Raw genomic sequence first — 12,741 nt, 5'->3', positions numbered from 1 at the left:
CCCGGCCGTCGCCGGCACCCGCACGGGGCCGGCGCATCCACGCGACACCTGATCCGACAGCACGACGACGGGGGGTTGGTCCGATGGCGGGCCGCATGGTGGTCGGTTCCGCCGCACTGGCCGCTCTGGTACGTCCGGCGAGCGCGCCGGACCCGGCCGGCGGGCACCGGATGCTCCCGGTGGCGCCCGAGCTGACCGGGCTGCTGCCCAATCGGGGGCTGCGCCGGGGCAGCACGGTCGCGGTCTCCGTCGGCCGGCCCCGGCGCAGTGGGGGCACCTCGCTGGTCCTGGCCCTGCTCGCCGAGGCGTCCCGGGCCGGCTCCTGGTGCGCGGTGGTCGGGGTGCCGACCTTCGGCGTGGGCGCCGCCGCCGAGCTGGGGATCGCGCTGGACCGGCTCGCCCTGGTCCCGGACCCGGGCCCCGAGTGGCCCACCGTGGTCGCCGCGCTGATCGACGGGGTCGACGTGGTGGTGACCGCCGTGCCGCAGACCGTCTCCGCCTCGGTCGCCGACCGGCTCGCCGCCCGCGCCCGCCAGCGCGGCTGCGTGCTCGTCCCGTACGGCCGGTGGGACGGTGCGGACGTCACCCTCCAGGTGGTCCGTGGGGCCTGGGAGGGGCTCGGGGTGGGCCGGGGCCGGCTGCGCCGCCGCGAGGTCACCGTCTCGGCCCGCGGGCGCGGCGCGGCGGCCCGCCCCAAGGAGATCAAGGTCTGGCTCCCCGGTGACCACCTCACCCGGGTCATCCCCCGCCCGACGGCCACCGCTGCCGGCGCCGCCGGCCGCTCCCGTGGCGCGCTCACCCTGGTCGGTCGGGCGTGACCGGCCGGCCGGTACGCACCCTGCTGCTCTGGTGCCCGGACTGGCCGGTGATCGCCGCCGAGATCGTCGACGGGGTGCCGGCCACCGGCCCGGTCGCCGTGCTGCACGCCAACCGGGTGGTGGCCTGCTCCGAACAGGCCCGGGCCGAGGGGGTGCGACGCGGGCTGCGCCGACGCGAGGCGCAGGGCCGCTGCCCGCAGCTCACCGTGGTCGACCACGACCCCGGGCGGGACGCCCGCGCCTTCGAGCCGGTGGTCGCCGCCGTCGAGGAGGTCGCCGCCGGGGTCGAGGTGGTACGCCCCGGCGCCTGCGCGCTGGCCGCCCGTGGCCCCGCCCGCTACTTCGGCGGCGAGGAGGCGGCCGCCGAACGGATCGTGGAGCAGGTGGCCCAGGCCTGCGCGGTGGAGAGCCAGGTCGGTGTCGCCGACGGGGTCTTCGCCGCCGGGCTGGCCGCGCGCGCCGGCCAGGTGGTGCCGCCGGGCGGGACGCCGGCGTTCCTCGCCGAGCTGCCCGTCGAGGCGCTCGGCCGGCCCGCCCTGGCCGACCTGCTGCGCCGGCTCGGCGTGCGTACCCTCGGCGACTTCGCGGCGCTGCCCGCCGGTGACGTGCTGGCCCGGTTCGGCTTCGACGGGGCGCTGGCCCACCGGCTCGCCGCCGGGCGGGACGACCGGCCGCTGGCGGTCCGGCAACCCCCGGTCGACCTGGCGGTGACCGCCGACCACGACGAGCCGCTGGACCGGGTCGACGCGGCGGCCTTCGCCGCCCGCGCGCTCGCCGAGCAGCTGCACGACCGGCTCGCCGCGCACGGGCTGGCCTGCACCCGGCTCGGCATCGAGGCGGTCACCGCGCACGGCCAGGAGCTGCACCGGGTCTGGCGGCACGACGGCCTGCTCACCGCCGCGGCCATCGCCGACCGGGTCCGCTGGCAGCTCGACGGCTGGCTCTCCGGCAGCACCGGCCGGGCCGGCGCGCGACCGGCCCGGCCCACCGCCGGGATCGTCCGGCTGCGGCTGGTCCCCGACGGGCTGCTGACCCGGTCGGGGCTGCAGGCCGGGCTCTGGGGAGAGGCCGGCGAGGAGCGGGAGCGGGCACACCGGGCGTTGAGCCGGGTGCAGGGCATCCTCGGTCCGGAGGCGGTGGTCACCGCGGTGCTCGGTGGCGGCCGGTCCCCGGCCGACCAGACACATCTGGTCCCCTGGGGCGACGAACGGCTCCCCGCCCGACCCGGCCCGCCCCCGCTGCCCGGCGAGCCTGTCGAGCGGCCGGGCGGCGTGCTGTCGCCGCCCGTGCCCTCGCCGCCCGTGCCCGCGGCGGCGGGCGTGTCGCCGGCGGGCGTGCTGCCAGTGGGTGTGTCGGCGGCGGGTGTGGCGTCTGCGGGTGGGGCGTCGGGCCTGGTGGCGTCGCCGGGTGGACGGTCGGGCGCGCCCGGTCGGGCCGGGAGAACGGGGCGGGCCGTTGCCGCCGGCAACCCCGTGCCGCCCTGGCCGGGCCGGCTGCCACCACCCTCGCCCGCCGTGGTGCTGCCCACCCCGCTCGCCGCCGCCGTGCACGACGCCGCCGGCGAGCCGGTCGTGGTCAGTGCCCGGCTGGCGGTCAGCGCCCCGCCCGTCCGGCTGACCGTCGGCTCGGCCGCGCCGGCCGAGATCGTCGGCTGGGCCGGCCCGTGGCCGGTGGACGAGCGCTGGTGGGCGCCGGCCGAGGCGCGTCGCCGAGCCCGGTTCCAGGTCTGCCTGGCCGACGGCGCCGCGCTGCTGCTGGCCGTCGAGGCCGGTCGGTGGCTGGTGGAGGCGATCTATGACTGAGCGGCGTGCCCCGGTCGAGCGGCCCGCTGACCTGCCGCCCGCCGAGCGGCCGCGACCTGGCACGGTGTCGACGTACCGCCGCCGGAGGGCTGGCCGGTGAGCTTCCACAATCCGAAGATGCCCTGGTCGGAGCTGGAGCAGGTGCTCTCCGGGCGGCCCGGCAAGGACCGGCCCCGGGGCGAGCGGCACCTGCACGTGGTGGACCCGCTCGCGGTCGACGCCGACGGCGGCGACGCCCCGGCCTGGAGCCGTAAGCGGCAGCACTACCAGCCGCCCGAGCTGACCCGTCCCGACGGCACGGTGCCGTACGCCGAGCTGCACGCGCACAGCAACTTCAGCTTCCTCGACGGGGCCAGCCACCCGGAGGAACTGGCCGAGGAGGCCGCCCGGCTGGGGCTCACCGCGCTCGCCGTCACCGACCACGACGGCTTCTACGGCGTGGTCCGGTTCGCCGAGGCGGCCCGGACGTTGCACCTGCCGACGATCTTCGGTGCGGAGCTGTCCCTCGGCCTGCCCGGCCCGCAGAACGGCGAGCCCGACCCGCTCGGCCGGCACCTGCTGGTGCTCGCCCACGGCCACGAGGGGTACGCCCGGCTCGCCGCCACCATCTCCCGTGCCCAGTTGCGCGGCGGCGAGAAGGGCCGCCCGGTCTACGGCGAGCTGGAGGAGGTCGCCGCCGAGCTGCGCGACCACGTGCTGGTGCTCACCGGCTGCCGCAAGGGGCACGTGCCGGCGGCGCTGCTCACCGAGGGCGTGGACGCGGCGGCCCGGGAGTTGGACCGGCTCACGCAGCTCTTCGGGGCGGAGACGGTGGCGGTGGAGCTGACCGACCACGGGCACCCGGTCGACGCCGACCGCAACGACGCCTTGGCGGAGCTGGCCGCGTCCGCCGGGCTGCCCACGGTGGCCACCAACAACGTGCACTACGCGACCCCCGGGCGACGCCGGCTGGCCACCACCCTGGCGGCCGTACGGGCCCGGCGCAGCCTGGACGAGATCGACGGCTGGCTGCCCGCCGCCGCCACCGCCCACCTGCGCAGCGGCGCGGAGATGGCGGCCCGGTTCGCCGCGTACCCGGGTGCGGTGGCCCGGGCCGCCGAGTTCGGCGCGGAGCTGGCGTTCGACCTGCAACTGGTCGCGCCCCGGCTGCCGGCGTACCCGGTGCCGCCGGGGCACACCGAGATGAGCTGGCTGCGGCACCTGACGATGCAGGGGGCCCGGGAGCGCTACGGCCCGCCCGAGGCGCACCCGGAGGCGTACGCGCAGCTCGACCACGAGCTGAAGATGATCGAGGAGCTGGGCTTCCCCGGCTACTTCCTGGTGGTCTACGACATCGTCACGTTCTGCCGCGAGCAGGACATCTACTGCCAGGGTCGGGGCTCGGCGGCCAACTCGGCGGTCTGCTACGCGCTGCGGATCACCAACGTCGACGCGGTCCGGCACCGGCTGCTCTTCGAACGGTTCCTCGCCCCGGAACGCGACGGCCCGCCCGACATCGACGTGGACATCGAGTCCGACCGGCGGGAGGAGGTGATCCAGCACGTCTACGCCCGGTACGGCCGCGAGCACACCGCCCAGGTCGCCAACGTCATCTCGTACCGGCCCCGGTCGGCGGTGCGGGACGTGGCGAAGGCGTTCGGGTTCTCGCCCGGACAGCAGGACGCCTGGAGCAAGCAGATCGACCGCTGGGGCTCGGTCGCCGCAGTCGACGTCGAGGACATCCCCGAGCAGGTGGTGGCGTACGCCAACGAGTTGCAGACCTTTCCCCGGCACCTGGGCATCCACTCCGGCGGCATGGTGATCTGCGACCGGCCGGTGATCGAGGTCTGTCCGGTGGAGTGGGGCCGGATGCCCGGGCGCAGCGTGCTCCAGTGGGACAAGGACGACTGCGCCGCCGTCGGCCTGGTCAAGTTCGACCTGCTCGGCCTCGGCATGCTCTCCGCGCTGCACTACGGCTACGACATGATCGGGATGACCCTCGACCTGGGCGACATGACGCTGGACGACCCCGAGGTCTACGACATGCTCTGCCGTGCCGACTCGGTCGGGGTGTTCCAGGTGGAGAGCCGGGCCCAGATGGCCACCCTGCCCCGGCTCAAGCCCCGCGAGTTCTACGACCTGGTGGTGGAGGTGGCGCTGATCCGGCCCGGCCCGATCCAGGGCGGCTCGGTGCACCCGTTCATCCGGCGCAAGAACGGGCAGGAGCCGGTGACCTTCCCGCACCCGCTGATGCGCAACGCGCTGGAGAAGACCCTCGGCGTGCCGCTGTTCCAGGAGCAGCTGATGCAGCTCGCCATCGACCTGGCCGGCTTCGACGCCGCCGGGGCCGACCAGCTGCGCCGGGCGATGGGGGCCAAACGGTCGGTGGAGCGGATGGCGCAGATCGCCGACCGGCTCTACGCCGGGATGGCCGAGCGGGGCATCACCGGCGAACTGGCCGACGACGTCTACCGCAAGCTCACCGCGTTCGCCAGCTACGGCTTCCCGGAGAGCCACGCGATGAGCTTCGCCTACCTGGTCTACGCCAGCTCCTGGCTCAAGCGCTACCACCCCGGCCCGTTCCTGGCCGCGCTGCTCAACGCCCAGCCGATGGGCTTCTACTCGCCGCAGACCCTGGTCGACGACGCCCGCCGGCACGGCGTCGAGGTCCGCCGCCCGGACGTCAACGCCAGCGGGGCCGAGGCGGTGCTGGAGTCGACGCCGCAGACCCGGTGGGGGAGCCGGCCGGGGGAGCCGCCGCACGAGTGGGGCCTCGGCGGGCCGGCCGTCCGGCTCGGGCTGGGCAGCGTGCGTACCCTCGGCGACGGGGTGGCCGAGCGGATCGAGGCGGAACGGGCCGCGCGCGGGCCGTACCGGGACATGCCGGACCTGGCCCGGCGGGTCGGTCTCACCGCCGCGCAGCTGGAGGCGCTGGCCACCGCGGACGCCTTCGCCTGTTTCGGGCTGACCCGGCGGCAGGCCCTCTGGGCCGCCGGCGCGGCGGCCCAGGACCGGCCGGACCGGCTGCCCGGCACGGTGACCGGCACCGCCGCGCCCACCCTGCCCGGGATGGAGGCGGTGGACCGGCTCGTCGCCGACGTCTGGGCCACCGGGCTCTCCCCGGAGAACCACCCGGCCCGGTTCATCCGCGACCGGCTCGACGCCCTCGGCGCGGTGCCGATCGCCCGGCTCGGCCGGGTGGAGTCCGGCCGGCGGATCCGGGTCGGCGGGATCGTCACCCACCGGCAGCGCCCGGCGACCGCCGGCGGGGTCACCTTCCTCAACCTGGAGGACGAGACGGGGATGCTCAACGTCACGTGCTCGCCGGGGCTGTGGCAGCGCTACCGGAGGACAGCGCGCACCAGCGCGGCGTTGGTGGTGCGGGGACGGCTGCAACGGCACGAGGGCGTCACCAGCCTCACCGCCGACCGGCTGGACCCGATCGAGCCTCCGGTCAGCCCGGCGTCGCGGGACTTCCGCTGAGCGGAGTGATCCACATTACGGTTTCCCAGGGCCGGACGAGGGAGACTTCCGCACACGCGCGGGCAGAGTGGCCCGCTCGGCAAGGGGGTGGACCATGACCTTCAACAGCACGTACACCGGTGGTGTGGCGAACGTCCGGCGTACCCGGCTCGGTGCCGGCTGGTCGCCGGAGCAGGACGCGGAGCCCCGCGAGTACCAGGTGACCGACGGGCCGGTGGCCAACGCCCAGCGCTCCCGCGCGGAGGAGGACCCCGCCGCCGGCGGGGAGTCCTGACGGCACCGCCTGCGGGGCCTCCGGTGGCGCGGGTGACTAGGCTCGACCGGGTGGAGCAGACCACCCGGTTCACCGAACCGCCGTTGACCCCCCGTACCGCTGTCATCTGGTCGGTCCTCGCCGCCGAGCTGGACCGACGCGCCGGCGACCGGCTCACCGTGCTCGACGTCGGCGGCGGGACGGGCGGCTTCGCCGTCCCGCTCGCCCAGGCCGGGCACCGGGTCACCGTGGTCGACGCCAGCCCCGACGCGCTCGCCGCGCTGACCCGCCGGGCCGCCGAGGCCGGGGTCGCCGACCGGGTACGCGCGGTGCAGGGCGACGGCGACGCGCTGGCCGGGCTGGTCGAGCCGGCCAGTGTCGACCTGGTGCTCTGCCACTCCGTGCTGGAAGTGGTCGACGACCCGGCGCCGGTGGCCGTCGCCCTCGCCGCCGCGCTGCGCCCGGCCGGCGCGGCCAGCGTGCTGGTCGCCGGACGGGCCGCCGCCGTGCTGGGCCGGGCGATGAACGGGCACCTGGACGTCGCCGCCGCGCTCGCCGCCGCCCCGGACGGCTCCGCCGGGGCCCGGGACACCCTGCGCCGACGCTTCGACGCCGACAGCGCCACCGCGCTGCTCGGCGCCGCCGGGCTCACCGTGGAGGAGATCCACGGGGTACGCGTCCTGGCCGACCTGCTCCCCGCCGCGGTGGCCGACGGCCAGCCGGCCGCCCTGGTCGAGCTGGAACGCGCCCTGGCGGCCCGGTCGCCGTACCGGGATCTCGCCGCCCAACTGCACCTCTTCGCCCGCCGCCCGGCGTGAGCGACCCGCGACGAGCGCCGGGCGGGCCGGACGGGCCGGGGCTCGGCCACGTCGGGCCGCTGGAGATCGTGCCGCCCCGGTACGGCGGGGGCAGCCTGGCCGACGTGGTGCCCAGCGCGCTGGCCGTGCTCGGGGTGCCCGGCGCGGTCGACCTGCTCGGCCTGACGCCCCGACTGGCCGGGGTGCGCCGGATCGCGGTGCTGCTCGTCGACGGCCTCGGCTGGTACCAGATCCCCACCGCCGCGCCGTACGCGCCGACCCTGGCCGGGCTCGCCGCCACCGTCGGCCGGCCGCTGACCGCCGGGTTCCCGTCCACCACCCCGACCAGCCTGGTGAGCCTCGGCGCGGGTGCGGCGCCCGGGCCGCACGGGGTGCTCGGCTTCACCGTCCGGGTGCCCGGCACCGACCGGGTGCTCAACCACATCGAGTGGACCGGCGACCCGGAGCCGCTGCGCTGGCAGCCGGTACGCACGCAGTGGGAGCGGGCCCGGGCGGCGGGCGTGGCGGTGACCGTGGTCAGCCGCCCCGAGTACGCCGGCAGCGGGCTGACCCTGGCCGCCAACCGGGGCGGCGACTACCGGGGCGCGGCCGGTGTCGACGCGCTGGCCGCCACGATGCTCGCCGCGCTCGCCGCCGGCGACGGCCCGACCCTGGTCTCCGGCTACCACCCCGACCTGGACCGGCACGGTCACCTCAGCGGGGTCGACTCCGCGCCCTGGCGGCTCGCCGCCGCCGGGGTGGACGCGCTGCTCGCCCGCCTCGTCGACGGGCTCCCGCCGGACGCCGCGCTGCTGGTCACCGCCGACCACGGCCAGCTCGACGTGCCCGCCGCGCACCGCTTCGACCTGGACACCGATCCCCGGCTGCGCGACGGGGTCCGGGTGGTCTCGGGCGAGCCTCGGGTGCGCTACCTGCACGTCGCGCCGGGCGCGGCCGACGACGTGGTGGCCGCCTGGTCGGCGGTGCTCGGTCCGGCCGCCCGGGTGCAGACCCGCGCCGAGGCGGTGGCCACCGGCCGGTTCGGCCCGGTGCCGGAGGAGCACCTGGCGCGCGTCGGTGACGTGGTGGTCACCTGCCACGGCACGTACGCGGTGCTGGCCAGCCGCTCCGAGCCGCCGGCGGTGTCCCGGCTGGTGGCGTACCACGGGGCGGACACCGCGGCCGAGATGACCATCCCGCTGCTCGTGGTGCGCGGCTGACCGACGGGGGCCGCCGTGGCGTCCTCCGGGGTGGATCGCTGCCCCGCGTGGCGGCCGATCCGCCGCCGGTCGCCCCGGCCGGCGGCGTGGGCCCTGCCCCCGGATCGCCGGCCCGCCGACGGCGGTCAGGGGCAGGCGGGTCGGGCCGTCGTCACCGCCCGTGCCCGGCGAGCCCCTCGATCGCCCGGACGAGGTCGTCGGCGGTGGGGGCCGAGCCGGGGTCGAGCAGCCACTGGAGCATGGCGCCGTTGATGAGCGCGAGGGCGAGCGAACCGTACCGGCTCGCCTGCTCGGGCGAGACCTCGGCCGGCGTCACGTCGAGCGTCAACGCGGCGAGGTCCCGCCGGCTGGCCGCGTAGCCGGCCGCCAACTGGTCGCGCACCTCGGGGGCGAACTCCGCCTGCGCGTACGCCTGCACGCTCGCCACCAGGACCGCCCGCTGCTCGCGCGCGGTCTCGAACACCCCGTGCAGGAACCGCCGGAGGCGCTCCAGCGGCGCGCCGCCGGGCTCGGCCACGACGCTCGCCGCGATCGCGTCCCCCCAGGCGTCGAAGGTCTCCAGCACGGCGGCGTTGAGCAGGGCGTCCTTGCTGCCGAAGTGGTAGCCGATGGAGCCGAGGTGGGCGCCGGTCGCCGCCACGATGTCGCGGGCCGTGGTGTGCGCGTAGCCCTTCTCCGCCAGGCACCGCTTCGCGCCCGCCAGCAGTTCCTCTCGCTGTCCCATGCCGGCAGTCTAGTGCCCGCCTTGAACATCCGTATTGTACAAACGTCTTGTACGCATGTCTTGTACGGGTGTACATTTCGCGGCGTGACCACCTCTGTTCCTCCCCGTGCCCGCAGTCGCGAGTGGATCGGCCTCGTCGCCCTCGTGATCCCCGCCCTCCTCGCCTCCATGGACCTCTCCGTCCTGTTCATGGCCGCCCCGTGGATCAGTGCCGAACTCGAACCGAGCGCCGGCCAGTACCTGTGGATCATGGACATCTACGGCTTCGTGATGGCCGGTCTGCTGGTGACCATGGGCGGCCTCGGCGATCGCATCGGCCGCCGCCGGCTGCTGCTGTTCGGCGCCGCCGCGTTCGGCGCGGCCTCCCTGCTGGCCGCGTTCGCCACCACCCCGGAACTGCTCATCGCCGCCCGGGCCCTGCTCGGGCTCGGCGGGGCCACCCTCGCGCCGTCGACGCTCTCCCTGATCCGTGGCATGTTCGCCGACGACGATCAGCGCCGGACGGCGATCGGCATCTGGACGGCCGGCTTCACCGGCGGCATCGCCATCGGCCCGATCATCGGCGGTTTCCTGCTGGAGCGGTTCTGGTGGGGCTCGGTGTTCGTCATCAACGTCCCCGTCATGCTCCTGCTGCTCGCCGTCGGGCCGTTCCTGCTGCCCGAGTCGAGGGACCCGCGCCCGGGACGCTTCGACCCGCTCAGTGCCCTGCTCTCGTGGGGAGCCGTGCTGCCGGTCATCTACGCCGTCAAGCACGCCGCCGCGGAGGGCCTCGACCCGCTGTCCCTGCTGGCCCTCCTCGGCGGCCTCGCCACGGGCGTCCTCTTCGTCCGCCGGCAACGCCGCAGCGCACAGCCGATGATCGACGTCCGGCTCTTCGCGCGCAGCTCCTTCACCGCCGCCATCGGCGCGAACACGGCGATCACCTTCGCGAGCGCCGGCATGGGCCTGCTCGCGGTCACCTTCCTGCAGACGGTGCTCGGCCTCGACCCGTTCGACGCCGCGCTCTGGATGCTCCCGACCATCGTCGGCAGCGTCATCGGCGTCGCCCTCGCGTCCGCGCTCGCCCCGCACGTCCGGCCCGCGATCCTCGTCGCCGCGGGACTGGCCGTCGCCGCCGGCGGCTTCCTGCTCGTCAGCACCGTGCGGGTCGACGCGCCGGTGTGGTGGCTGATCGGGAGCTACGGGTTGCTCACCGTCGGCGTCGGGACGACCAGCACCCTGGCGACCTCGCTCGTGCTCACCACGGCGCCGCCCGAGCGGGCGGGGGCCGCCTCGGCGATCTCGGAGACCAGCACCGAGTTCGGCGGCGCGCTCGGCATCGCCGTGCTGGGCAGCATCGCCGCCGGCGTCTACCGGGCACGGATGGACGGCGAGGTGCCGGCCGGGCTCGGCGACGACCTCGCCCACGCCGCGACCGACACCGTCGGCGGCGCCCTCGCCGTGGCCGGCCAGCTACCGGCCGAGGTGGCCGGGGTGCTGCGCGACCGGGCCTTCGTCGCCTTCACCGACGGGTTCACCGTCGCCGCGGTCGTCGGCGCGGCGATCCTGCTCACCGGGGCGCTGGTCAGCGCCGTCGCCCTGCGCCGGGTACCCCCGGGGACGCCGTCCGCCGACCGGGCCGACGGCACCGGCCACCCGGGCGGATCGGGCGACGCCGCGGGCCACCGGCCGTCCGGGGGCCTGGCGTCCGCCGACCGGGGCTGACGGCGCGGGCCGCCCGGGCGGGCAGGGTGACGCCGCGCGCCGCCGGCCGTCCGGGCGGTCTGTCGGAGGTGCCCGCTAACCTGCGGGGATGGGTCGGAGCCAGTCGTTGCCGCGCGGCGGAGACCCGCGCTTCGGGCCGGGCGCCGACGACTCGGGTAGCCCGATCCTGCACGTCGACATGGACGCCTTCTTCGCCTCCGTCGAGGTGCGCCACCGTCCGGAGCTGCGCGGCCGGCCCGTCGTGGTCGGCGGCACCGGGCCGCGCGGCGTGGTCAGTTCCGCCAGCTACGAGGCCCGGCGGTACGGCGTCCGTAGCGCCATGCCCACCATGCGGGCCCGCGCGCTCTGCCCCCACGCGGTCTACCTCCCACCCGACTCCGGCCGGTACTCGGCCGCCTCCCGGGCGGTCATGCGGATCTTCCGCGACGTCACCCCGCTGGTCGAGCCGCTCTCCCTCGACGAGGCGTTCCTCGACGTGGCCGGGGCCCGGCGGCTGTTCGGCCCGCCGGCCGAGATCGCCCGGCTGATCCGCCGGCGGGTCGCCGAGGAGCAGGGGCTCACCTGCTCGGTCGGGGTGGCGCCGAGCAAGTTCGTGGCCAAGCTCGGCTCCACCCGCGCCAAACCGGACGGGCTGCTCGTGGTCCCCGCCGACCGGGTGTTGGAGTTCCTGCACCCGCTGCCGGTGTCCGCGCTCTGGGGAGTGGGGGAGCGCTCCGCCGAGACGCTGCGCCGGCTCGGCCTGTCCACCATCGGTGACCTCGCCGAGGCGCCGTACGGGATGCTCCGCCGGGCGCTCGGCGAGGCGTCCGCGACCCACCTGCACGAGCTGGCCTGGGGCCGTGACCCGCGCGCGGTGAGCCCGGAGCACGTGGAGAAGTCGATCGGCGCGGAGGTGACCTTCGACGCGGACGTGGACGACCCGCTGGAGATCCGCCGCGCGCTGCTCGCCCTCAGCGAGAAGGTGGGCGCCCGGCTGCGCCGCGCCGGGCAGGTCGGCCGGACGGTGTCGATCAAGGTACGGCTCGCCGACTTCCGCACCGTCAACCGGTCGCGCACCCTCGGCGGGCCGACCGACGTGGCCCGGGAGGTGTTCGACACCGCCTGGGCGCTCTACACCGCCCTCGACCCGGGCGAGCGCATCCGGCTGGTCGGTGTACGCGTCGAAGGGCTGGCCGGGGCGAGCGGCGCGCCCCGGCAGTTGACCCTCGGCGCGCCCGAGCGCGGCTGGCGGGAGGCGGAAGCCGCCGCGGACGCCGCAGCTGCCCGATTCGGGCGGTCCGTCATAGGTCCGGCCAGTCTGCTCGGTAGGGGTGATACCCCTCGGCGGGAAAATCCGACCCGGCCGTAGGTCGTCCCGCTTTCCGACGCGCGACCCCCCTCGTAGACTTGTCGGCAAGCAGCCGGTTGGCTGCCACGGTCTGTCGGCCCGACCGGGCCGACCAACGTGACCGGGGAGGAGTGCCGTGCCGCTCTCGGAGCACGAGCAGCGGCTGTTCGAGCAGATCGAGCGGTCGCTTGCCGAGGACCCCAAATTCGCCTCGGCCGTGCGCGCCAGCGATCCGCGCTTCCACGCGCGGCGTCGCCTGCTCGTCGCTGCCGGCGTGGTCGTCGTCGGCCTGGCCCTGTTGGTCTACGGCGCGGTGATCAAGACTCCGCCACTGGCCGTGGCGGGCTTCGTCGTCATGCTGGCCGCGTTGGGCTACGCGGTGCAGTCGCAGCGCAGGGCGCAGTCACCCGACCTGCACGTGGTGGGTGGCACGACCAGTCGTCGTCGTCCACGCGGGCGCGCGGGTCGACGGCCGTCACTGCTGGACCGCATGGAGGACCGGTGGCGTCAGCGCCCGGAGGGACATCGCTGACCGTCGTCGCCCGCCGCTGAGGGCGGGCCGGCGTCACCACGACGGCGGTAGGTGCCGGACCTGATCCGGCCACCACCGTCGTACCACCCTGTCCGCACCCGG

The 12,741-nt window shown here is 76.3% G+C and carries 10 protein-coding genes; 9 read left to right on the top strand and 1 reads right to left on the bottom strand.

From position 1 onward, the window contains the following. Positions 1 to 83: 83 nt before the first annotated feature. The 6 genes from GA0070614_RS07540 to GA0070614_RS07515 all read left to right on the top strand — a co-directional run bounded on the left by GA0070614_RS07540 (position 84) and on the right by GA0070614_RS07515 (position 8,352). Positions 84 to 818 (top strand): hypothetical protein, encoded by a 735-nt coding sequence (locus GA0070614_RS07540; protein WP_231933574.1) that lies wholly within the window; start codon positions 84 to 86, stop codon positions 816 to 818. After that, positions 815 to 2,620, top strand: coding sequence for a DNA polymerase Y family protein (locus GA0070614_RS07535; protein ID WP_088975273.1), 1,806 nt, complete (start codon positions 815 to 817; stop codon positions 2,618 to 2,620). The genes GA0070614_RS07540 and GA0070614_RS07535 overlap by 4 nt, the downstream gene beginning before the upstream one ends. Before the next feature lie 96 nt (positions 2,621 to 2,716). Continuing rightward, positions 2,717 to 6,082 (top strand): error-prone DNA polymerase, encoded by a 3,366-nt coding sequence (locus GA0070614_RS07530; RefSeq protein ID WP_088975272.1) that lies wholly within the window; start codon positions 2,717 to 2,719, stop codon positions 6,080 to 6,082. 94 nt (positions 6,083 to 6,176) lie between these two features. Next, complete coding sequence (locus GA0070614_RS07525; protein WP_088975271.1) at positions 6,177 to 6,356, top strand: hypothetical protein; 180 nt, start codon at positions 6,177 to 6,179, stop codon at positions 6,354 to 6,356. A gap of 32 nt (positions 6,357 to 6,388) precedes the next feature. Continuing rightward, positions 6,389 to 7,153 (top strand): methyltransferase domain-containing protein, encoded by a 765-nt coding sequence (locus GA0070614_RS07520; protein ID WP_088979300.1) that lies wholly within the window; start codon positions 6,389 to 6,391, stop codon positions 7,151 to 7,153. Then, complete coding sequence (locus tag GA0070614_RS07515) at positions 7,150 to 8,352, top strand: alkaline phosphatase family protein (RefSeq protein WP_088975270.1); 1,203 nt, start codon at positions 7,150 to 7,152, stop codon at positions 8,350 to 8,352. The genes GA0070614_RS07520 and GA0070614_RS07515 overlap by 4 nt, the downstream gene beginning before the upstream one ends. Positions 8,353 to 8,503: 151 nt before the next feature. Here GA0070614_RS07515 and GA0070614_RS07510 read toward each other — a convergent pair whose 3' ends face one another. After that, on the bottom strand, positions 8,504 to 9,076 hold the full coding sequence (locus GA0070614_RS07510) for a TetR/AcrR family transcriptional regulator (RefSeq protein ID WP_088975269.1): 573 nt from the start codon (positions 9,074 to 9,076) through the stop codon (positions 8,504 to 8,506). An 84-nt stretch (positions 9,077 to 9,160) separates the two neighbouring features. Here GA0070614_RS07510 and GA0070614_RS07505 point away from each other — a divergent pair, with 84 nt between their 5' ends. From GA0070614_RS07505 to GA0070614_RS07495, 3 genes are all read left to right on the top strand, one after another. Next, positions 9,161 to 10,780, top strand: coding sequence for an MFS transporter (locus GA0070614_RS07505; RefSeq protein ID WP_231933573.1), 1,620 nt, complete (start codon positions 9,161 to 9,163; stop codon positions 10,778 to 10,780). 88 nt (positions 10,781 to 10,868) lie between these two features. Continuing rightward, positions 10,869 to 12,128, top strand: a complete 1,260-nt coding sequence (locus GA0070614_RS07500) for a DNA polymerase IV (protein WP_088975268.1) — start codon at positions 10,869 to 10,871, stop codon at positions 12,126 to 12,128. Positions 12,129 to 12,243: 115 nt separating this feature from the next. Next, positions 12,244 to 12,639, top strand: coding sequence for a DUF3040 domain-containing protein (locus GA0070614_RS07495; RefSeq protein WP_088975267.1), 396 nt, complete (start codon positions 12,244 to 12,246; stop codon positions 12,637 to 12,639). Positions 12,640 to 12,741 lie beyond the last annotated feature (102 nt).

This window comes from Micromonospora coxensis (assembly GCF_900090295.1).
Lineage (GTDB): Bacteria > Actinomycetota > Actinomycetes > Mycobacteriales > Micromonosporaceae > Micromonospora > Micromonospora coxensis.
This window is presented reverse-complemented; position numbering and strand designations above follow the sequence as displayed.

Excerpts from the sequence above, each read along its gene's own strand:
- GA0070614_RS07540 (WP_231933574.1), top strand. The coding sequence starts at position 84 with ATGGCGGGCCGCATGGTGGTCGGTTCCGCCGCACTGGCCGCTCTGGTA.
- GA0070614_RS07525 (WP_088975271.1), top strand. The coding sequence starts at position 6,177 with ATGACCTTCAACAGCACGTACACCGGTGGTGTGGCGAACGTCCGGCGT.
- GA0070614_RS07510 (WP_088975269.1), bottom strand. The coding sequence starts at position 9,076 with ATGGGACAGCGAGAGGAACTGCTGGCGGGCGCGAAGCGGTGCCTGGCG.
- GA0070614_RS07500 (WP_088975268.1), top strand. The coding sequence starts at position 10,869 with ATGGGTCGGAGCCAGTCGTTGCCGCGCGGCGGAGACCCGCGCTTCGGG.